Raw genomic sequence first — 19,358 nt, 5'->3', positions numbered from 1 at the left:
GTGTCCATGCTAGCCACTTGGCATTAATCCTTCCACACCGCTCAAGTATTCGGCACCGCTGCCGAATCCGTGAACATGGAACCCTCGTTCAGAAAGGGCTAAACCACCTTATCCTTGAATAAAATGCCGAGCGTGCGACGCGATCAGGATGATCCAGTCTCTCGGCCAGGAGCCGTCATGTCTCAACCTCGTGCCCGAATCGCCTCACAGCTGGGCCTTGCCCTTGCCGTGATACTGGCGATCGTGATCTCCGGCAGTACCGTCTTCGCCCTGCGTTCGCTGGACACCGCCAACCTCGCCACTCGTGAAGAGCATTTGGCCAGCGAAGCGCGCCTCATGGCCGATCAGCTCAATACGTTCCATGGCACCTTGCGCGAGAGCACCCAGCGCTTGGCCGGTCTGTTCGAAAAGCGCTTCAGCGCGGGCCTGAGCGTGCATCCGGACCAGCCGGTGACGGTGGCGGGCGTACAAACCCCAGGCTTGAGCCTGGGTAGCGAAGTGTTGAACAACAACTTCAAGGAAGTGGACGACTTCAAAGCGATGACCGCCGGGGTCGCCACGGTATTCGTGCGCAGCGGCGACGATTTCATCCGCGTCAGTACCTCCGTCAGCAAACAGGACGGTACACGGGCCATCGGCACCGTGCTCGACCGCGCCGGCCCCGCCTACGGTCCGGTGATCAGCGGGCAGAGCTACATTGGTCGGGCCCTGCTTTTCGGGCGCTTCTACATGTCGCAGTACACGCCTGTGCGCGACAGCAGCGGCAAGATCATTGCCGTGTTGTACGTAGGCTTCGATTACACCGATGCGCAGAACGCGCAGTTCGAAAATCTCAAGCGCTTCCGCATCGGCCAGACCGGCTCCCTGGCGCTGCTGGACGAACAAAACAAATGGCTCGTGCCCCCCGCCGGCGTGCAGGCGCTGGACAACGCTACCACGGCCATCACCGGCTTGATCAAAAAGCCGGGCAAGGGCGCGTTCTGGGCCGATACCGCCGAAGATTTCTACAGCGTTGCCGTGCCGTTCGAGGGCGGGCCGTGGGCGGTGGTGGCGAGCATGCCGAAAACCGAGATCCGCGCCGTGACCTGGAGCGTCGGCATTCAACTGGCCATTGGCAGCCTGCTGGCGATGCTGTTGGCGGTCGCTTCGGCAATGTGGTTGTTGCGTAGCAAACTGGCGCCGCTGGGGGATCTGGTACGCCAGGCCGAAGCGTTGGGCGCCGGCGACCTGAGTGTGCGACTGAGCGTGTCGAGTCATGACGAAATCGGTCAGTTGGCCCGTGCCTTCAACCAGATGAGCGAGGCCCTGTCGACCATGGTCGAGCACATCCGTAAGGCCTCCCAGGAGGTCAACAGCCGCGCCCAGGCCCTGTCCGGGTTGTCCAGCGGGGCGTACGAAGGCATGGAACAGCAATCCGGCGAAATCACCAGCATGGCCGGCGCGGTGGAAGAGTTCAGTGCGACCTCCCTGAACATTGCCGACAACATGGGCAACACCGAGCGCCTGGCCCAGGAAAACGCCCAGCAAACCCGCATTGGCCGGACCTCGATGGATGAGGCATCGTCGTCCCTGGAGCAAATCGCCGGCGCGCTGAACAGCACGGCCACAGTCATCAATACCCTGGGCCAGCGTTCCCAGGAAATCGGTGGCATCGTGGGGGTCATCACCTCGATTGCCGAGCAGACCAACCTGCTGGCTTTGAACGCGGCCATCGAAGCTGCCCGCGCCGGCGAGCAGGGTCGTGGTTTCGCCGTGGTGGCCGATGAAGTCCGCAGCCTGGCATCCCGCACCCGCCAGGCCACTGATGAAATCTCCAGCATGATCAACAGTATCCAGCAGGAAACTGGCAATGCCATCAGCACGATGGAACAGGGCAACCTGTTGATGCAGGAAGGCCTGTCGCGCAACGCCAATGTGGCCGCGGCCCTGGCGCGAATCGACGAGCAGAGCCGTTCGGCTGGCCAGCAATTCGCGGCGATCACCACCGCCACCCAGGAGCAAAGCAGCACCGCGACCCTACTTAGCAGCAACCTGCAAAGCATCGCCATGGCCAACAGTGAGCAGCGCCAGGTCGTTTCGAACCTGGCGGTCACCGCCAAGGAACTGGAGAAACTGGCCCAGGACCTGCGCCAAGAGGTTGATCGGTTCCGTTGAAGCCTCCTGTCACAAGCCAGCTCCCAGATATTTCCGGTGGGAGCGGGCTTGTTCCCACAGTTTGATTCTGGTGAATACGAAATCCGGGCCACCATCGATCCCCGTGGGAGCGAGCTTGCTCGCGATGACGGCTGCCCAGCCAACATCATTTCAATCTGACCCACCGCCATCGCGAGCAAGCTCGCCCCCACAAACGCTGCCCGTCATGTAGTCGAGATTTTTTAAGGGTATTGCTGTTTTTAAGCTTGCTGAAACGTTTCTTCAAGTCTATAAAAACCGCACAACTCCAATAAAAGGTCGCGTCCATGACTCCGCTCAAACTCCTCATTACCCTTGGCGCCTTGGGCGCTGCCTCCCAGGCGATGGCTTGGGATTACGTCCTGCTGGATACCGATAAAGCCGCCCAACCCTGGCAAATCACCAGCCAGCAGCTCGGCGTGAAAACCGACCAACCTTTCTCTGTGACGATGCGCACCCTGCACGGTGGCCGGCAAGAGGGCGTCAGCATCGTTGATATCGACAACGGCACCCTGAAGCTTTCAGTCGTCCCGACCCGTGGCATGAATGTGCTGCAGGCTTCCGTCGGTGATGTGCGCATGGGTTGGGATTCACCGGTCAAGGAAGTGGTCAACCCGGCGTTCATCGAGCTCAACGGCCGAGGTGGGTTGGGTTGGCTCGAAGGCTTCAACGAGCTGGTCACCCGCTGCGGCTACGAATGGGTCGGCCATCCCGGCATCGACAATGGTGAGCTGCTGACCCTGCATGGTCGCGCTGCCAATATTCCGGCCAACAAAGTCACCGTGCACATCGATGAAAAACCACCCTACGCCATCACTCTGCGGGGCGAGTTGAAGGAACAGGCGTTCAAGAAGGTCGATTTCTCGGTGCAGACCGAACTGGTCACCGAGCCCGGCAGCGTGACATTCGCCCTCAGCGACACGCTGACCAACAACGGCGATTACCCGAAGGAATACCAAGCGCTCTACCACAGCAATTTCAGCACGCCTTTCCTGGAGCAGGGCGCTCGTTTCGCGGCCCCGGTCAAGCAGGTCTCGCCGTTCAACGACAAGGCCAAGGGTGACTTGCCGGATTGGCAAACCTACCGGGGCCCGACCAAGGATTACGACGAAACCGTCTATAACGTCGTGCCCTACGCTGACGCCAAGGGCGACACCCTCACCGTGCTGCACAACAAGGCCGGTAGCCTCGGCGTGTCGGTAGGCTTCAACACCAGCACGCTGCCCGTGTTCTCCCTGTGGAAAAACACCGATACCCAAGGCCAGGGCTACGTGACCGGGTTGGAACCTGGCACCAGTTTTTCCTATAACCGCCGGTATCAGCGGCCACTGGGCCTGGTGCCCACGATCGGGCCGAAAGAGCACAAGCAATTCCAGATTCACTACAGCCTGTTGGCAGACAAGGGCGCAGTGGATAAGGCGCTCAAGCGCATCGATGCGATCCAGAACGGTCAAAAAACCGAGGTCCGGGAAACACCGTTGGTAGACCTGAGCAAACCGTGAAGCGGTTCAAGCCGTAGCCGGCCGATATTGCAACGCTTCGGCCAGGTGCTCGCGGCGAATGTTTCCCGCTTGCTCCAGGTCCGCCAGTGTCCGGGCGACCTTGAGCAAGCGGTGGGCGGCGCGCAGCGACAGGGTCAACCGTTCGCAGGCGGTTTCCAGCCAGGTTTCATCGGTTGTGGATAACTTGCAATGCCGGCGCAACCCCGGTAGATCGAGGAAGGCGTTGGCGCAGCCCTGGCGGCGGTGCTGGCGTTCCCGAGCTTCGGCTACGCGCTCGGCGACCGTGGCCGTATCGTCCCCGGCTTCGAGCCTGGGGTTCAATGCCGTGGCTTCCCGGGCGACAGTCAGGTGCAGGTCGATACGGTCCAGCAGCGGGCCGGAAAGCTTGTTGCGGTAGCGCTGCACCATCTCCGGTGTACAGGCACAGCGGCCGCTGGGCTCGCCAAGATAGCCGCAGGGGCAGGGGTTCATCGCCGCCACAAGCTGGAAGCGGGCAGGGAAGCGCACTCGATCCCGGGCGCGAGAAACCACGATGTGGCCGGACTCCAGCGGTTCTCTCAAGACCTCCAGCACCTTGCGGTCGAACTCCGGCAGTTCATCCAGAAACAGCACGCCATGATGGGCGAGGGTAATCTCTCCTGGTTGCGGTTTCGACCCGCCACCTACCAGCGCCGGACCGGAAGCCGAGTGGTGCGGCTGGCGGAACGGGCGTTGCGGCCAGTGGCTCAACGGCACACAACTGGCCACCGACTGGATGGCCGCGACCTCCAGGGCTTCGCTCTCGGCCAGTGGCGGCAACAGCCCTGGCAAGCGGCTCGCCAGCAGGGTCTTGCCGGTACCCGGTGGCCCGCTGAACAACAGGTTATGAGCCCCCGCGGCGGCAATCAGCAATGCTCGTTTGGCCCCGGCCTGGCCTTGTACTTCATTCAGGTCGGGGTAGGGCTTGCTGGCCGAGAGTAGCCCATTGGACACGAACGGTTCGACCGGCGTGTGGCCGTTGAAATGCGCCACCGCTTCGAGCAGGTGGTCCACGGCGATCACCTTCAGCCCCGAGGCCAGGCAGGCTTCCTCGGCATTGGCCCGTGGCACCACCAGCATGCGCCCGGCCTTGCGCGCCGCCAGCGCCGCGGGCAATACCCCACGCACTGGACGCACCGCGCCGGACAAGGCCAGTTCACCAAGGCATTCCACGTCGTCCAGCGTCAGCGTCGGCACTTGCACGCTGGCCGACAGGATCCCCAGGGCGATGGCTAGGTCGAAGCGGCCGCCGTCCTTTGGCAGGTCTGCCGGCGCCAGGTTCAGGGTGATGCGCCGCGCCGGAAAATTCAGCCCCGAGTTGATGATCGCGCTGCGCACCCGATCCTTACTTTCCTTCACCGCCGCCTCCGGCAGGCCAACCATCGTCAGCGACGGCAAACCATTGGCCAGGTGGACTTCAACGGTAACGGCAGGAGCCTCGACCCCCACTTGGGCGCGGCTGTGGACAATGGCAAGCGACATGAATCGTTCCTTGAGTGAATGGGGGGTCGCGTCCTGCGACTTTTGAAGGGTAGTCGTGGGGATGAACTTGGGCACCGCAATTGAGGGGAGAAAATTTGGCAGGATGTTTCGACTGCCAGTGACAGCCGAGGCGGCAAGGACGATACGGTCCAGCCGATGCAGTCCTTCACCTGCCCAGGCGAAATGCCCAGGACCGGCCTAGACTCCGACTTGCCCAGTCGGCACTTGGCGGCATCAACGGCACAGGGAGGGAGTGGCCATGAACGATCTGCTGGCGCTGTTAACCGACAAGCGCTTCATGCCCCATGGGCACTGCTACATGTGGCGGCCGGATTTGCTGTGGACCAATGTCATTGCCGATGGTTTGATCACGCTGTCCTACGTCACCATTCCCTTCACGCTCCTGTACTTTATCCACAAGCGCAAGGACGTGCCGTTCGACTGGATGCTGGCGGCCTTTGGTGTATTTATCCTGGCCTGCGGGACCAGCCACGTGATGGAAATCCTGACCATTTGGCAGCCTTATTACTGGTTGTCGGCGCTGGTCAAGGTGATCACCGCGATTGCCTCGGTGATTACCGCCATCCTGCTGGTCCGGCTGGTGCCGGCGGCCCTGAAGATCCCCAGCCCGCAGCAATTGGCCAAGGTCAACGAAGAGTTGCGCGAGGCGCAGGCCGAACTGGTGACCACCGCGCGCCGGGCCGGCATGGCGGAGATCGCCACCAATGTGCTGCACAACGTGGGCAATGTGCTCAATAGCGTCAACGTGTCAGCCCAGGTTCTGTACGAGAAGGTGCACACCTCCAAGGGGCCCGGGGTGGCCAAGGTCGTCCAGTTGATGAAGGAGCATCCCGATGACCTCGGCGACTTCATCAGCAGCGATCCGAAAGGGCGCGCCCTACCGGACTATCTCGACAAGCTGGCCGCCGCGCTGGCCGCCGAGCAGCAGGGCATGATCGCCGAGTTGGCGCAGCTGACCCGCCGAATCGACCACATCAAGGAAATCGTCGCCACCCAGCAATCCTATGCTGGCAATGCCAGCGTCCTGGAGCCGGGCTCGTTGCGGGAGCTGGTCGAGGATGTCGTGCGCATTTGCGATGTGTCCCTGGCGCGCCACCACATCACGCTGGTCAAGGAGTTCAGCGATATCCCGCAAATGCCACTGGACAAGCACCGAGTGCTGCAGATCCTGGTCAATCTGATCAACAACGCCAAGCAGGCGCTGGACGCGGGTGTGAACCGGCCGCCGCAGATCATCCTGCGCCTGAAGGTCGTTGACGAGGGGCGCGTGCGGGTCGAGGTCGAGGACAATGGCGAGGGGATAGCACAGGACAATCTTGCGCGGGTGTTCGAGCACGGCTTCACCACGCGTGTCGACGGTCACGGCTTTGGTCTGCACAGCTGCATTCTGGCGGCGCACGAGATGGGGGGCGAGCTGACGGCGCAGAGCGCGGGGCCGGGCAAGGGCGCGCTCTTTATCCTGGAGCTGCCGCTCGCGCTTGCCCAAGGCGCATCGCAGTGGGCCGCGAGTGGTTAAGTCTCCAGGTGGGTGGCTTACTCCTGTGCTGGAGCCAGTCGCGCTTCCAGCTCAGCGACCTTGGCCTCCAGGCTTTCGAGCCGCGCCCGGGTTCGGGCCAGCACGACCATCTGGCTGTCGAATTCTTCCCGGCTTACCAAGTCCAGCTTGCTGAAGCCGCTTTGCAGCAGGGCCTTGAACTGGCTTTCGATTTCGCTTTTGGGCAGCGGCGTGTCGCCACTCAAAATACGGGAGGCGTGGCCGCTCAGGGCGTCGAGGAGGTCTTTGGGCGCAAGCATGTGCAGGTGTCCTGGAAACAATGGCGGGCAGTGTACCACGCAGTGTCTATAGTCAATTCGCTAGCCAGGGATGCACGCTTTTCGCGCATGTGGCCGGGCGTCATTGCACTGTTGTTGTGCGTATCGCTGCGGTTAGTGGTGCGGTGCACGTCGAGCCGGTGGCCAAGGTGCTGAAATCAGAGGGTTTGGGCACAGATGGCAAGGTTTCTGCTTAGAGGCTGATGACCCATGCACTGATGCAGTCGCTGTGACGAATGCAGTGCAGCAGGCGGAACGGGGAGTTTCGCCAGGATCGGTTAACTGGCACCTGTCGGGCAACTTGGGCCGACGATGCGTTACAAAGCCAGGCACTGCGCTTAGACTTGAGTCGGGTTTGTTTTCCTGGGGCAAGTCCACCAATTCGGGAGAAAGTTTCATGAAGCTAGTCACTGCCATCATCAAGCCGTTCAAGTTGGACGACGTGCGCGAGTCGTTGTCCGAGATCGGCGTGCAGGGCATTACCGTTACTGAGGTCAAAGGCTTCGGTCGGCAGAAGGGTCACACCGAGCTGTATCGCGGCGCGGAATATGTGGTCGATTTCCTGCCCAAGGTGAAGATCGATGTCGCCATTGACGACAAGGATCTGGACCGGGTGATCGAGGCAATCACCAAGGCCGCCAACACCGGCAAGATCGGTGACGGAAAGATCTTTGTGGTCAATCTGGAACAGGCTATCCGCATCCGTACCGGCGAAACCGATACCGACGCTATCTAAGCCGCCAAACCCAACGCCCCAGGAGAAAACAATATGACTCTGCGTAAATTCGCAGGGCTAGGAGCCCTGTTGTCCTTCGCAATGCCTGGCCTGGCCATGGCAGAAGAAGCGGCAGCCCCCGTCCTGAACTCCGGCGACACCGCCTGGATGCTCACGGCCACGATTCTTGTACTGTTCATGACCATTCCAGGCCTGGCACTGTTCTACGGTGGCATGGTCCGGTCGAAGAACATTCTTTCCGTGATGATGCAGTGCTTTGCCATTACCGGTCTGATCAGCATCCTGTGGGTCATCTATGGCTACAGCATCGCGTTCGACACCACCGGCATGGAGCAGGGCGTCGTCAACTTCAACTCCTTTATTGGCGGTTTTGGCAAAGCGTTCCTGGCGGGCGTCACGCCAGCCAGCCTGACCGGCCCGGCGGCGCTGTTCCCTGAAGCGGTGTTCATTACCTTCCAGATGACGTTCGCCATCATTACCCCGGCCCTGATCGTCGGTGCCTTTGCCGAGCGGATGAAGTTCTCCGCCATGCTGATCTTCATGGGCGTGTGGTTCACCCTGGTGTATGCACCGATTGCGCACATGGTCTGGTCCGGCAACGGCGGCCTGATGTGGGACTGGGGCGTGCTGGACTTCGCTGGCGGCACCGTGGTGCACATCAATGCCGGTATCGCCGGTCTGGTGGCGTGCCTGGTATTGGGCAAGCGCAAAGGCTTCCCGACCACGCCAATGGCACCGCATAACCTGGGTTACACCCTGATGGGCGCGGCCATGCTGTGGGTCGGCTGGTTCGGCTTCAACGCCGGTTCGGCTGTCGCCGCCAACGGTACTGCCGGCATGGCGATGCTGGTGACCCAGATCGCTACCGCTGCGGCGGCCCTGGGCTGGATGTTTGCCGAGTGGATCACCCATGGCAAGCCAAGCGCGCTGGGCATTGCCTCTGGCGTGGTGGCCGGCCTGGTTGCAATCACTCCGGCTGCCGGCACCGTGGGCCCGATGGGCGCCCTGGTCATCGGCTTGGCGGCGGGCGTGGTGTGCTTCTTCTGCGCCACCACCCTCAAGCGCAAGCTCGGTTATGACGACTCCCTGGATGCCTTCGGCGTACATGGCATCGGCGGTATTCTCGGCGCGATCCTGACCGGTGTGTTCGCCGCACCGGCCCTGGGTGGCTTCGGCACCGTGACCGATATCGGCGCGCAAGTGTGGATTCAATTCAAGGGCGTGGGTTTCACGGTGGTCTACACCGCGATCGTCACCTTCATCATCCTCAAGGTCCTGGACGCCGTCATGGGTCTGCGTGTCACCGAGGAAGAAGAAGCTGTGGGCCTGGATCTGGCCCAGCACAACGAGCGTGGCTACAACCTGTAAGCACACGCAACAAAAAATGCCCGGTTCGCCGGGCATTTTTTTGCCTGGAATTTGTCATTGCTCAAAAGGCCGGGCAGTTTTTTCCGACGCCTTTTGTTGTGGATGCGACATGGGTTTTTATACCGCCAAAGGCTTACATCGAAGCAGGAATATTAGGGCCTTTGTTTTTTCCCAGAGCGCGCTAGAATGCGCGCCGAACGTGCGGAGATCTGTATGTGGCAACAGACGCTGATAACCCTGCGGGCAAGGCCCCGGGGCTTTCATCTGGTGACGGACGAGTTGCTGGCCGGCCTGCCTGAACTCCAGGCATGTCGTGTCGGTCTGTTGCATCTGTGGCTGCAGCATACCTCGGCCTCGTTGACTATCAACGAGAACGCCGATCCGGCGGTACGTCGAGACTTCGAACGATTTTTCAATCGGCTGATCCCACAAGGAACCGCCGGTTATGAGCACAACGACGAAGGCTTGGACGACCTCCCGGCGCACTTCAAGGCCAGTGTGCTCGGTTGTCAGCTCAGCCTGCCGGTGACGGCGGGACGGTTGGCATTGGGAACCTGGCAAGGTGTTTATCTGGGCGAGCACCGTGATCACGGCGGTGCTCGTAAAGTCCTTGCCACCTTGTACGGTGAAGGGGCATAACCGCTGATTGCCAGCGGATGTTGAATTTTTTCCGGCAGCCTTCGAACAGATGGCGAAGCTGGGCTATAACTAATCTGCTTTTCGCAAGTCATGAGGTAGAACATGAGCGACGATGATCTGGAAAACGACGACCTCGAAGTAGGCGACGAAGACGAGACCGAAGAAGGCCTTGAAGTGGCGGCTGAAGACGTTGCCGAAGACGATGGCGCCGACGTTCCGGCACCTACCGCCAAGGGCAAGGCCAAGGCCGCGGTATCGGTCGACGAATTGCCGAGCGTAGAGGCCAAGAACAAGGAGCGTGATGCGCTCGCCAAGGCCATGGAGGAGTTCCTGGCCAGAGGCGGTAAGGTGCAGGAAGTGGAGGCCAACGTGGTCGCTGATCCGCCCAAGAAGCCTGACAACAAGTACGGCAGCCGCCCTATCTGAGTATCGGCTTCTTGCTTGCTGAAAAAGCCCGCCGTCGCTGCGGGCTTTTTCATGGGCGCAACTCCCAGGCCAAGCACATTCCTTCTTGTGGGAGCGGGCTTGCTCGCGAAAGCGGTTTAACGCTCAACAGGTGTGTGCCTGATCCACCGTCTTCGCGAGCAAGCCCGCTCCCACAGAATTTGTGCCTGGCATAGCGCCGCGGTACACCGCTCCCAGGATTTAGCGCTGGCTATGCCAACCCGCCAACAGCCCCGGCAGTTCGGTCAGGCTGCGAATTTCCGCATCCGGTGCATGATCGGCATTCCAGGGCTTGCCTGCCGGGTTGAACCATACCGCGCGCAGGCCGGCCTGTTGGGCGCCGGCGATGTCGTCGCCCGGGTGATCGCCAATGTGCACGGCGGTCTGTGCCGTGGCGCCGCCGCGCTGCAGGGCTTCGTGGAACAACCGGGCGTCAGGCTTGGCGATGCCGATGTCTTCGGCGCACAAGGCGAATTTGAAGTAGTCCGCCAGCCCCAGGCGTCGCACGTCGGCGTTGCCATTGGTGACCACGCCGAGGGCGAAATGATTGGCCAGGATTTCCAGGGTGGGCTGTACCTCGGGGAAAATTTCCAACTGATGACGGGCGTGCAGAAATGTCTCGAAGGCCTGGTCCGCCAGTTCAGAGGCGTGCCACTGGTCGTAGCCAGCTTCCTGCAAGGCACGGAACAGCACCCGCCGGCGCAACGCACTGATGCGATGCTTGAGGTTGGGTTCTTCGCGCAACACTTGCTCACGAATCGAAAAAAGATGCTCCACCGGCAGCCCGCCCAGATTCGGTGCGTTGTCGGTCAGCCATTGGCGGAGTATGGCTTCGGCGCTGGCGATCACCGGGGCGGTGTCCCACAGGGTGTCGTCCAGGTCGAAAGTGATGAGTTCGATGGTCATGATTCGTCGCCCTTGATGCGTTTGGCCCTGGGGTGGGCACTGTCATAGACCGTCGCCAGGTGCTGGAAGTCCAGGTGGGTGTAGATCTGTGTCGTCTTGATGTCCGAGTGGCCCAGCAGCTCTTGAACGGCGCGCAGGTCCTGGGAGGACTCCAGCAAATGGCTGGCGAAGGAGTGCCTGAGCATGTGTGGGTGCAGGTTCTGCCCCAACTCGCGTTCGCCGGCGGCCTTGACCCGCAACTGAATCGCCCGCGGGCCGAGGCGCCGACCGCGTTGGCTGACGAACACCGCGTCGTCGGCGGGGTTGGCCAGGGCCCGAAGGGGCAACCACAGTTCCAGGGCTTCACGGGCCTTGCGGCCGACGGGCAGCAGGCGGGTCTTGCTGCCTTTGCCAAGCACCTGGACCATGCCGTCGGCCAGGTCCAGTTGATCCAGGTTAAGCCCCGTCAGCTCTGAAAGCCGCAGGCCGGACGAATAGAACAGCTCGAGAATGGCCTGGTCGCGCCGGGCCAGGAAGTCGTCTTCGACGGCGCCTTCAAGCAATTGCAGGGCGCGGTCGGTATCGAGGGTCTTCGGCAGCCGGCGTTCGCCCTTGGGCGGTGCGAGGCCGGTGGCCGGATCGTGATCGCACAGGCCTTCGCGATTGAGGTAGTGATACAGGCCACGCACCGCCGACAACAGTCGCGCCAGGCTGCGGGAGGACTGTCCCTGTTGGTGCAGGCGGGCGATCAGGCTGCGCAAACGCTGGATGTCCAGGGCCGACCAACTGCCGATGTTCTGCTTCTGGCACCAGCCCAGCACTTTTTCCAGGTCACGGCGATAGGCCAACAACGTGTGGGGCGACACCTGACGCTCACTGCGCAGGTGTTCGCAGTAGGCGTCCAGTTGCCGCTCCATCATCAGCGTACCGAGCGCAGCGAACCGGCGACTCTTGGCAGCACCCGGCCGGTGACTTCGGCGATGTAGCTCAAGAACAGCGTGCCCACCGAACTCTTGTAGTGCTGCGGATCGCGGCTGGCGATGGCCAGCACGCCGTGCACGCCCTGGTGGGCGATGGCGACGACGGCGGTGGAGCCGATCTGCTTGCGCTGTTCTTCGCCGAACAGGAAGTCCAGCTCATGTTCGCGCAGGCTGCCGCTGACGCTTTTGTTTTCCGTGAGCAGGCCGCCGATGGCCGTCTGCGCTTCGGCGTGGGTCACCCAGCGGCCTACCGGCATGGCGTTGTCGCCAAACAGGATCAGGCTGACAAAGGGCACCTGGAAATCCTGGCGCAGGCTGTCTTCCACGCTCATGACCAGGTCTTCGAGGGTGCTGGCGTCCATCAGGGCCAGGATCAGCCGACGGGTCTTGTCGAAGAGCCGGTCGTTGTCCCGGGCCACGTCCATCAGGTGCGAAAGACGATGGCGCATTTCGATGTTGCGCTCGCGTAGGATTTTCATCTGGTGCTCCACCAGCGACACGGTGTCGCCGCGCCGGTGGGGGATGCGCATCGTCGCAAGCAGTTCTTCATGCTCGACGAAAAAGTCCGGATGAGCCTCCAGGTAAGCGGTCACGGCCGCGACTTCTGGAAGGCTGGGCGATTCGTCGGGCTGTGGGGCTGGAACCTGTGGCTGATCGGTCATGGGTTTGGCTCACTCAAAGACGAACTTGTCCTTCGTATACGCGCACTGCCGGGCCGGTCATCATCACCGGTTGGCCAGGGCCTGCCCATTCGATGGACAAGCGCCCGCCGGGCAGGTCGATCAACAATGGCGAATCCATCCACCCCTGGCTGATCGCAGCGACGGCAGCGGCACAGGCGCCGGTACCGCAGGCTTGGGTTTCCCCGGCACCGCGTTCCCAGACACGCAATTGTGCGCGGTGACGGTCGATGACTTGCAGGAAACCGACATTCACCCGCGCGGGGAAGCGCGGATGGTGTTCGATTTTCGGCCCCAGCTCATGCACCGGGGCACTGTTGATATCGGCCACTCGCAGCACGGCATGGGGGTTGCCCATGGAGACTGCCGCCAGTTCCACCGTGGTGCCGTCGACTTCCACCTGATAGCTCAAGGCCTGGGCCGGCGCTTCGAATGGAATGTCCGCCGGTACCAGGCGTGGAGCGCCCATGTTGACGCCGATTTGGCCGTCGCTGCGCACATCCAGTTCGATGATGCCGCCCTTGGTCTCGACGCGGATCTGCCGCTTGGCGGTCAGGCGCTTGTCTAGCACGAAGCGGGCGAAGCAGCGCGCGCCGTTGCCGCATTGCTCCACTTCCGAGCCGTCGGCGTTGAAGATCCGATAGCGGAAATCCACGTCCGGGTTGTTGGGCGCCTCGACGATCAGCAACTGATCGAAACCGATACCGGTGTGCCGGTCTCCCCATTGCTTGGCATGCTTGGGCAGGATATGCGCGTGCTGGCTGACCAGGTCGAGGACCATGAAGTCATTGCCCAGGCCGTGCATCTTGGTAAAACGCAGCAGCATGGTTTTACTCCGGCAGCAGGCTTTCGCCGGCAAACAACTCGGCTACCGTCTCGCGGCGACGCACTTCGAATGCCTGATCACCGTCCACCAGCACCTCGGCGCAACGGCCGCGGGTGTTGTAGTTGGAACTCATGACAAACCCGTAGGCACCGGCCGAATGCACGGCCAGCAAGTCGCCTTCTTCCAGCGCCAGCTCCCGACCCTTGGCCAGGAAGTCACCGGTTTCGCAGATCGGCCCGACGATGTCGTAGGGGTGGGCCGCGGTGTCGCGAGGGCGCACGGCGGTGACGTCCATCCACGCCTGGTACAGCGCCGGGCGGATCAGGTCGTTCATCGCCGCGTCGACGATGGCGAAATCCTTGTGCTCGGTGTGCTTGAGGTATTCGACCTGGGTCAGCAGCACGCCGGCATTGGCCACGATATAACGGCCGGGCTCGAACATCAGCGCCAGGTCACGACCTTCGAGGCGCTCGCGCACCGTCTTGATGTAGTCGGCCACCAGCGGCGGCTCTTCGTCGCGATAGCGCACGCCGACACCGCCACCCAGGTCGATGTGGCGCAGGTAGATGCCGCAGTCGCCGAGGCGGTCGACCAGCGCCAGCAGGCGGTCGAGGGCATCGATGAACGGTTCGAGGGTGGTCAGTTGCGAGCCGATGTGGCAATCGACACCCAGCACTTCCAGGTTTGGCAGTTGGGCGGCGCGTACGTACACGTCCTCGGCGTCGGCAATGGCGATGCCGAACTTGTTTTCCTTCAGGCCGGTGGAAATGTACGGGTGGGTGCCAGCGTCGACGTCCGGGTTCACGCGCAGGGAGATCGGTGCGCGAACGCCCAGCTCGGCGGCGACGACCTGCAGGCGCTCCAGCTCATCGGTGGATTCGATGTTGAAGCAGTGCACGCCGACTTCCAGGGCGCGGCGCATGTCTTCGCGGGTCTTGCCGACGCCGGAGAACACGATCTTGTCGGCGCTGCCGCCCGCGGCCAGCACACGCTTGAGCTCGCCACCGGAAACGATGTCGAAACCGGCCCCCAGGCGCGCCAGGACATTGAGCACACCCAGGTTGGAGTTGGCCTTGACGGCGAAACACACCAGGTGCGGCATGCCGTCGAGAGCATCGGCGAACGTCCGATATTGGGCTTCGATGTGGGCACGGGAATAGACATAGGTCGGCGTGCCGAAACGTTCGGCGATCGCGGACAGGGCAACTCCTTCCGCGAACAGCTCCCCGCCACGGTAGTTAAAAGCGTCCATGGCGGTCCCTTAGTAAGTGGTGTGGGTGTCGTGCGAGTGTGTCTTGGATTGCGACGACTTGGCCTGTTCTTCAGGGGACTTGCTGTCATCAGGCAGGTACAGCGGACCTTTTTGACCACAGGCTGTCACGAGGCAGGCAACCGCGACGAGCGCAGCAAGGGAAGAGATCAGGCGCTTCATGGCGAAATCCTTGAAAATGCATTAATTGCGCCGGAGTATACCGGCCACCCGTCAGCTTGCCTATGCAACGGGGCGCCCGTCCGGCGGCACTGTTGTCGTCGATCGGTATATCCTTTGCAATCGCCGGGCGGCGTCCGTATCTTGCGGCGCTTGAGCATGAGCAGACATTTTCGAGGTTGCCGCAAATGAGTTTGACTGAAGCCCGTTTCCACGATCTGGTCGATGCGACCCAGCAAACGCTGGAGGATGTGTTCGATGACAGTGGCCTGGACATTGACCTGGAAATCTCCGCCGGTGTACTCACCGTCAAGTTCGAAAACGGCAGCCAACTGATCTTCAGTCGCCAGGAGCCGTTGCGGCAGTTGTGGCTGGCGGCGGTCTCCGGCGGCTTTCATTTCGACTACGACGAGGAAAGCGAGCGCTGGATGTGCGACAAGAGCGAAGAGCAACTGGGCGAGATGCTCGAGCGCATCGTCAAGCAGCAGGCGGGCGCGGAACTCGAGTTCGAAGGCCTGTGACGGCGTGAGCCAGACCGTCCCGCCACGGCCCCCCAAGCCGCTCTACAGCAACGTCAGCCCCGCCGTGCCGTCGCCGTGCACCAGCGTGTGCAAGCTGGATGAACAGAAGGTCTGCCTTGGCTGTTTCCGCCATGTGGAAGATATCCGCGAATGGCGCTCGGCCGATGATGAGCGCCGGCGGGTTATCTGTGCCGAGGCGGCTATGCGCAAATCTCTGAGGTAACCATTGGCCTTGGACGCTTTTGTGGCGAGGGAGCTTGCTCCCTCGCCACAAGGGTTCGGCGTCTCACATTCGTTTGTTCGTGAGCGACCCATTGGTACGGCTAGACCCCGCCCGTCTTGTTTATTTATTGAGCTGTGATAGTGTCCGGTTACGCCTCAATCCATCGAGGCCCGTGAAAACCCCGCCTTTCTGTGGCGGGGTTTTGCTTTTTTTGTGCAGAAGAAAGGAGTCTGCCTGGATCATGACCGCACCTTCCATCACCCTTACCCGCCTGGACGTACAGCGTCTGGAACGCCTGATCGACAGTCTTGATGAAACGCTGCCAGGCGTGATTGCGTTGCAAACCGAACTGGATCGCGCCGAAAACGTGGTGGGCCACGAAGAAGTGCCTGCCGATGTCGTGACCATGAACTCGCGTGTGCACTGCCGCGAAGAAAGCAGCGGCAAGGACTATCACCTGACGTTGGTATATCCACAGGACGCCAATGCCGACGAAGGCCGGATCTCGATCCTGGCGCCGGTGGGCAGTGCCTTGCTGGGCCTGAAGGTCGGCCAGCACATCGACTGGCCGGCCCCGGGCGGCAAGACGTTGAAGCTGACCTTGCTGGACGTCGAATACCAGCCCGAAGCGGGCGGCGATTTCCACCTCTGAGTGCCCGGGTGCTTCAGACCAGGGCCAGCGCCTCGTTCAGGGCGCGTTCCAGGTCGGCCTTGTAGCGCAGGTACAAATTGCTTGAGCAGGCCCCGTCGCCCACCAGCCCCGAGAGGTCCAGGTCGGTGATGTAGCAGCGGTAGCGCTGGGCTTCGCGGCGCTGTTCGACGATCTCCCTGGCGACCACGCGGAACAGTTGGTCGCCATGTTCCAGTTCGGAAAATTCCTGCTGATCGCAGTACAGGGTGACGTGCACCTGCCCGTGCGCCGCTTTGCCGATGATCGCCTGCACGTCATAGAACGGCTTGTTGACCGGTGTCTGTGGGGCTTGCCGCGCTTCGATCCGGCGCGCCCGGCCACCTGAAGGCAACAATTGGTAGTATAGGGTTTCCAGGGTCAGCGGCTGGGCGGCGTCCAGCGGCAGCAGGGCGTCGCGGCGGTACAGCACCGATTGCAGAAAGCGCTGCAGCGGCACCAGCAGGCTTTGTTCGTCGTGATAGGGCAGATGTTGCTGCCACAGCGCGTTGAATTCATCGAGCACGTACAGATCGGCTTCGTCCTCGTTGGTTCGGTAGAACACCTGGATACACTCGGGCTGGCCCATGGGCAGGATCAGCGCCAGGTCGTGGTCTTCCAGGGCCATCGGGTCCAGGTGCAAGGGGCTGTAGGCCGTCAGTTCCTCGCCCAGGTAATCCATCAGCGCCGACAAGCTGCCCAGGGCCACGTGATTGACCTGGCCGGGCACCAGTTCCAGCACGTGGTAATGCTGCTGGACCTGAAGCAGGTAGCGATGATTGAGCCTGCTCAGCAGCAGGGTCTGCGCCGTTTCGATGACTTCCTCGACACGCCGCGCAATGAATTGGGCGCGGTTGTGGCAGAAGCAGCGCACCTGCAGGCGCGGTTGGCTCTGGGTGACGGGTAGGTCGTTGAGGTAGTCGCGCAGGCAGTCGAGCAGGGCGTGTTCGCCGTCGAAACGGTTGACCAGCACTTCATTCCAGCTGTTGAGCGTGACCTGGTCGAGGGTCAGCACCAGGTTTTCCCGGACCCCGGCATAGCTCAGGGAGTCGGTACGCTCGGTGGTCATCAGGATATTCAGGTCGCGATGGTGCTTGAGCGGATCGACGCCGACGTTCACCAGGATCAGCACTTCGCTGGGCACGCTGGCGCGCAGCAACTGCGCTTCATCCACCGTGACCAGGGGCAGGGCGATGGACTGTTGCAGGCTGCCCAGCAGGTTGAACAGTTCGAACTCGCTCAGGTCACTGTCACCTGGGTGCAGCGCCAGGCGCGTGCTGCTGTCGATCACGCCGTTGCGATGGCACCAGGTCAACAGCTCCAGCAACTCCCGGCAACGCTTGATCGGTGCGAAGTTCTCCCACTCCAGGGCGTTGAGGCTGCCGTTGTACAGGCCCCACTGGTTCTGCCCCGGTTCCTTCTTGTTGGGTGACTGGACCAGCGTCAGGGTGTCTTCGGCCAAGTCCGGCGCGATACCGGGGTTGATGAACTCGACCTTGTCGGCCTTGCGCTCGAAGGCGGCATACAAGCGCCGGCCAAGCACGTTGAGATCGCGCTTGTTGATCAGGCTGACGGTTTTCTCGGTGCGGGCGAACTGGGTCAGGAAGCGGTAGCTGTGGGTGAGTTCGTTGACCAGTGCGCGCCGCTCGTGGCTGACCTGGCGGACTTTCCACTGGCTGCGGCTGTCCAGCAATGCCAGTTGACGCTGGTCCCAGCCCCATTCCCTGGCCAGTCGCTCAAGCAGTACCCGTTGCCAGCCACTGCTGCGCGCCTGGCCGGTGAGTTTGCGATTGACCTTCAGGTACAGCGCGCGACGGATCAACTCCAGGCGCTCGGGTTCGCCACGGGCATGGAGGTATTCCTCGATGCGGCGGTAAACCAGCATGTACGGGTCCAGCTCTTCCAGGTCCAGGCGATTGGCGAACACGGCCTGTTTGAAGCGCAGGCTCAGGCAGCGCACGTTCGGGTGTTCGCTGGCATAGACCTCGGTCAGCAGCAGCTTGAGCACGGACTTGTAGGGCGATTCGATACCCTTGAACAGCTGCCAGAGCCCGGCGCCGACGAATTCGCCGGGCGGAATATAGGCCAGGTGTCCCAGGTCCAGGGTTTCATCCGCGCGAATGAAGCGCTTGGACATCAGCGTATGGGTGTACTGCTCGTAGTTCTCTTCTTCATAGACCGGCACCAGCCACCAGATCGGCGTGCGCCCGGCCAGCCAGATTGCGGTGCGGTAGAACTCGTCCAGCAGCAGGTAATGCTGAGTGGTACCGCAATCGTCGGAACTGAGCTGGTTGTCCCGCTCGCCCCGCACGAAACGCTCCGGGTCGATCAGGAAAAAGTGGGCTTCGGCGCCCTGGGTCGCGGCCCAGATCTCCAGCAACTGGCATTTCTTGCGCAGCTCGGCCAGTTCATCGTCGCTCAGGTCAGGCCCGTGGCACACCCACACGTCCATGTCGCTCTGGTCGGCCTGGGCCAGGGTACCGAGGCTACCCATCAGGAACAGGCCAAGGATCGGCCGCGGCGGATTGCTGCCGTGCCGAGGTTTGTAGGAAAACGAACGGGTCAGCCGCTGGGCTTCGGCCAGGACGTTGGCGTCAGGCTCGTAGTTCGACAGCCCGGCGGGCGTGCTGCCGGAGACGTAGCCGGGCAGCAGCGGATGGTTGACGTGGAAAAACAGCGGCAGCAGCGTCAGTACGCCTTGCTGGCGGGGGGACAGGCCTTCAAGGGCGCGCTCCAGCCGCACGGTGTTGAGCTTGAGAAAGCGTGCGCGCAACTGGCTCAGCACCTTGCGGTCGATTCCCTCGTCCAGATCGGGGCGTATTTCGTGATTGCGGGTCATGTCTGCTCAAACCGGCTTGCGGCGTCGAACGTGGGGTGATGGCAGGTTAGCGCCCGGTCTTGGGAATACTTAAGCTGAAAACAGGATTTTTGATGCCGGTTTCTTTACGCCGGG

19 protein-coding genes and 1 pseudogene are annotated in these 19,358 nt (G+C 62.0%); 11 read left to right on the top strand and 9 right to left on the bottom strand.

Annotated elements, in window-relative coordinates; translation table 11 throughout:
• Positions 1-123 precede the first annotated feature (123 nt).
• From BT125_RS29985 to BT125_RS08430, 3 genes and pseudogenes are all read left to right on the top strand, one after another.
• A pseudogene (locus BT125_RS29985) lies at positions 124-1,251 on the top strand (Cache 3/Cache 2 fusion domain-containing protein); the annotation flags it as partial.
• Between the two features lie 42 nt (positions 1,252-1,293).
• A complete protein-coding gene (locus tag BT125_RS29980; RefSeq protein ID WP_371857796.1) occupies positions 1,294-2,154 on the top strand; it encodes a methyl-accepting chemotaxis protein in 861 nt (286 codons plus the stop codon).
• Positions 2,155-2,459: 305 nt separating this feature from the next.
• Positions 2,460-3,674: an aldose 1-epimerase family protein gene (locus BT125_RS08430; protein WP_072406040.1), complete on the top strand. Its 1,215-nt coding sequence runs from the start codon at positions 2,460-2,462 to the stop codon at positions 3,672-3,674.
• A 6-nt stretch (positions 3,675-3,680) separates the two neighbouring features.
• On the opposite strand, the gene BT125_RS08425 is transcribed toward BT125_RS08430, so the two are convergent.
• Positions 3,681-5,174 (bottom strand): YifB family Mg chelatase-like AAA ATPase, encoded by a 1,494-nt coding sequence (locus BT125_RS08425; RefSeq protein WP_072406038.1) that lies wholly within the window; start codon positions 5,172-5,174, stop codon positions 3,681-3,683.
• Between the two features lie 259 nt (positions 5,175-5,433).
• Between BT125_RS08425 and BT125_RS08420 the strand changes: the two genes are divergently transcribed.
• Positions 5,434-6,711 (top strand): sensor histidine kinase, encoded by a 1,278-nt coding sequence (locus BT125_RS08420; protein ID WP_072406036.1) that lies wholly within the window; start codon positions 5,434-5,436, stop codon positions 6,709-6,711.
• A 17-nt stretch (positions 6,712-6,728) separates the two neighbouring features.
• On the opposite strand, the gene BT125_RS08415 is transcribed toward BT125_RS08420, so the two are convergent.
• Positions 6,729-6,989 (bottom strand): accessory factor UbiK family protein, encoded by a 261-nt coding sequence (locus tag BT125_RS08415; RefSeq protein WP_060740084.1) that lies wholly within the window; start codon positions 6,987-6,989, stop codon positions 6,729-6,731.
• 415 nt (positions 6,990-7,404) lie between these two features.
• Here BT125_RS08415 and glnK point away from each other — a divergent pair, with 415 nt between their 5' ends.
• The 4 genes from glnK to sutA all read left to right on the top strand — a co-directional run bounded on the left by glnK (position 7,405) and on the right by sutA (position 10,176).
• Complete coding sequence (glnK, locus tag BT125_RS08410; protein WP_002555808.1) at positions 7,405-7,743, top strand: P-II family nitrogen regulator; 339 nt, start codon at positions 7,405-7,407, stop codon at positions 7,741-7,743.
• Between the two features lie 33 nt (positions 7,744-7,776).
• Positions 7,777-9,111 (top strand): ammonium transporter, encoded by a 1,335-nt coding sequence (locus tag BT125_RS08405; protein ID WP_060740085.1) that lies wholly within the window; start codon positions 7,777-7,779, stop codon positions 9,109-9,111.
• Positions 9,112-9,324: 213 nt separating this feature from the next.
• Positions 9,325-9,750, top strand: coding sequence for a secondary thiamine-phosphate synthase enzyme YjbQ (locus tag BT125_RS08400; protein WP_003177301.1), 426 nt, complete (start codon positions 9,325-9,327; stop codon positions 9,748-9,750).
• Between the two features lie 102 nt (positions 9,751-9,852).
• The gene (gene sutA, locus BT125_RS08395; RefSeq protein WP_072406034.1) at positions 9,853-10,176 is read left to right on the top strand and encodes a transcriptional regulator SutA; all 324 of its coding nucleotides are present in this window, start codon (positions 9,853-9,855) and stop codon (positions 10,174-10,176) included.
• 219 nt (positions 10,177-10,395) lie between these two features.
• On the opposite strand, the gene BT125_RS08390 is transcribed toward sutA, so the two are convergent.
• From BT125_RS08390 to BT125_RS08365, 6 genes are read right to left on the bottom strand one after another with little or no spacing between them, the layout of a single operon-like run.
• Complete coding sequence (locus tag BT125_RS08390) at positions 10,396-11,100, bottom strand: HAD family hydrolase (RefSeq protein WP_072406032.1); 705 nt, start codon at positions 11,098-11,100, stop codon at positions 10,396-10,398.
• Entirely contained in the window at positions 11,097-11,996 is a 900-nt protein-coding gene (gene xerC, locus BT125_RS08385; RefSeq protein WP_060740088.1) for a tyrosine recombinase XerC, read from the bottom strand. Before xerC ends, BT125_RS08390 begins: the two co-directional genes overlap by 4 nt.
• A 2-nt stretch (positions 11,997-11,998) precedes the next feature.
• On the bottom strand, positions 11,999-12,721 hold the full coding sequence (locus BT125_RS08380; RefSeq protein WP_060740089.1) for a DUF484 family protein: 723 nt from the start codon (positions 12,719-12,721) through the stop codon (positions 11,999-12,001).
• Between the two features lie 13 nt (positions 12,722-12,734).
• Positions 12,735-13,565: a diaminopimelate epimerase gene (gene dapF, locus BT125_RS08375; protein ID WP_072406030.1), complete on the bottom strand. Its 831-nt coding sequence runs from the start codon at positions 13,563-13,565 to the stop codon at positions 12,735-12,737.
• Positions 13,566-13,569: 4 nt separating this feature from the next.
• Positions 13,570-14,817: a diaminopimelate decarboxylase gene (lysA, locus tag BT125_RS08370; RefSeq protein ID WP_072406028.1), complete on the bottom strand. Its 1,248-nt coding sequence runs from the start codon at positions 14,815-14,817 to the stop codon at positions 13,570-13,572.
• 9 nt (positions 14,818-14,826) lie between these two features.
• The gene (locus BT125_RS08365; RefSeq protein WP_072406122.1) at positions 14,827-14,997 is read right to left on the bottom strand and encodes an LPS translocon maturation chaperone LptM; all 171 of its coding nucleotides are present in this window, start codon (positions 14,995-14,997) and stop codon (positions 14,827-14,829) included.
• 185 nt (positions 14,998-15,182) lie between these two features.
• Here BT125_RS08365 and cyaY point away from each other — a divergent pair, with 185 nt between their 5' ends.
• The 3 genes from cyaY to rnk all read left to right on the top strand — a co-directional run bounded on the left by cyaY (position 15,183) and on the right by rnk (position 16,390).
• The gene (cyaY, locus tag BT125_RS08355; RefSeq protein WP_072406120.1) at positions 15,183-15,515 is read left to right on the top strand and encodes an iron donor protein CyaY; all 333 of its coding nucleotides are present in this window, start codon (positions 15,183-15,185) and stop codon (positions 15,513-15,515) included.
• Positions 15,516-15,519: 4 nt separating this feature from the next.
• Entirely contained in the window at positions 15,520-15,738 is a 219-nt protein-coding gene (locus BT125_RS08350; RefSeq protein ID WP_072406026.1) for a DUF1289 domain-containing protein, read from the top strand.
• A 241-nt stretch (positions 15,739-15,979) separates the two neighbouring features.
• The gene (gene rnk, locus BT125_RS08345; RefSeq protein ID WP_060740094.1) at positions 15,980-16,390 is read left to right on the top strand and encodes a nucleoside diphosphate kinase regulator; all 411 of its coding nucleotides are present in this window, start codon (positions 15,980-15,982) and stop codon (positions 16,388-16,390) included.
• Positions 16,391-16,403: 13 nt separating this feature from the next.
• Here the strand turns inward: rnk and BT125_RS08340 are convergent, their stop codons facing one another.
• Positions 16,404-19,244 (bottom strand): class I adenylate cyclase, encoded by a 2,841-nt coding sequence (locus tag BT125_RS08340; RefSeq protein ID WP_072406024.1) that lies wholly within the window; start codon positions 19,242-19,244, stop codon positions 16,404-16,406.
• Positions 19,245-19,358: the final 114 nt, after the last annotated feature.

This window comes from Pseudomonas sp. NFACC04-2 (assembly GCF_900119265.1).
Classification (GTDB): Bacteria; Pseudomonadota; Gammaproteobacteria; order Pseudomonadales; family Pseudomonadaceae; genus Aquipseudomonas; species Aquipseudomonas fluorescens_AA.
This window is presented reverse-complemented; position numbering and strand designations above follow the sequence as displayed.

Excerpts from the sequence above, each read along its gene's own strand:
- BT125_RS29980 (WP_371857796.1), top strand. The coding sequence starts at position 1,294 with ATGAGCGAGGCCCTGTCGACCATGGTCGAGCACATCCGTAAGGCCTCC.
- BT125_RS08430 (WP_072406040.1), top strand. The coding sequence starts at position 2,460 with ATGACTCCGCTCAAACTCCTCATTACCCTTGGCGCCTTGGGCGCTGCC.
- BT125_RS08425 (WP_072406038.1), bottom strand. The coding sequence starts at position 5,174 with ATGTCGCTTGCCATTGTCCACAGCCGCGCCCAAGTGGGGGTCGAGGCT.
- BT125_RS08420 (WP_072406036.1), top strand. The coding sequence starts at position 5,434 with ATGAACGATCTGCTGGCGCTGTTAACCGACAAGCGCTTCATGCCCCAT.
- BT125_RS08415 (WP_060740084.1), bottom strand. The coding sequence starts at position 6,989 with ATGCTTGCGCCCAAAGACCTCCTCGACGCCCTGAGCGGCCACGCCTCC.
- glnK (WP_002555808.1), top strand. The coding sequence starts at position 7,405 with ATGAAGCTAGTCACTGCCATCATCAAGCCGTTCAAGTTGGACGACGTG.
- BT125_RS08405 (WP_060740085.1), top strand. The coding sequence starts at position 7,777 with ATGACTCTGCGTAAATTCGCAGGGCTAGGAGCCCTGTTGTCCTTCGCA.
- BT125_RS08400 (WP_003177301.1), top strand. The coding sequence starts at position 9,325 with ATGTGGCAACAGACGCTGATAACCCTGCGGGCAAGGCCCCGGGGCTTT.
- sutA (WP_072406034.1), top strand. The coding sequence starts at position 9,853 with ATGAGCGACGATGATCTGGAAAACGACGACCTCGAAGTAGGCGACGAA.
- BT125_RS08390 (WP_072406032.1), bottom strand. The coding sequence starts at position 11,100 with ATGACCATCGAACTCATCACTTTCGACCTGGACGACACCCTGTGGGAC.
- xerC (WP_060740088.1), bottom strand. The coding sequence starts at position 11,996 with ATGGAGCGGCAACTGGACGCCTACTGCGAACACCTGCGCAGTGAGCGT.
- BT125_RS08380 (WP_060740089.1), bottom strand. The coding sequence starts at position 12,721 with ATGACCGATCAGCCACAGGTTCCAGCCCCACAGCCCGACGAATCGCCC.
- dapF (WP_072406030.1), bottom strand. The coding sequence starts at position 13,565 with ATGCTGCTGCGTTTTACCAAGATGCACGGCCTGGGCAATGACTTCATG.
- lysA (WP_072406028.1), bottom strand. The coding sequence starts at position 14,817 with ATGGACGCTTTTAACTACCGTGGCGGGGAGCTGTTCGCGGAAGGAGTT.
- BT125_RS08365 (WP_072406122.1), bottom strand. The coding sequence starts at position 14,997 with ATGAAGCGCCTGATCTCTTCCCTTGCTGCGCTCGTCGCGGTTGCCTGC.
- cyaY (WP_072406120.1), top strand. The coding sequence starts at position 15,183 with ATGAGTTTGACTGAAGCCCGTTTCCACGATCTGGTCGATGCGACCCAG.
- rnk (WP_060740094.1), top strand. The coding sequence starts at position 15,980 with ATGACCGCACCTTCCATCACCCTTACCCGCCTGGACGTACAGCGTCTG.
- BT125_RS08340 (WP_072406024.1), bottom strand. The coding sequence starts at position 19,244 with ATGACCCGCAATCACGAAATACGCCCCGATCTGGACGAGGGAATCGAC.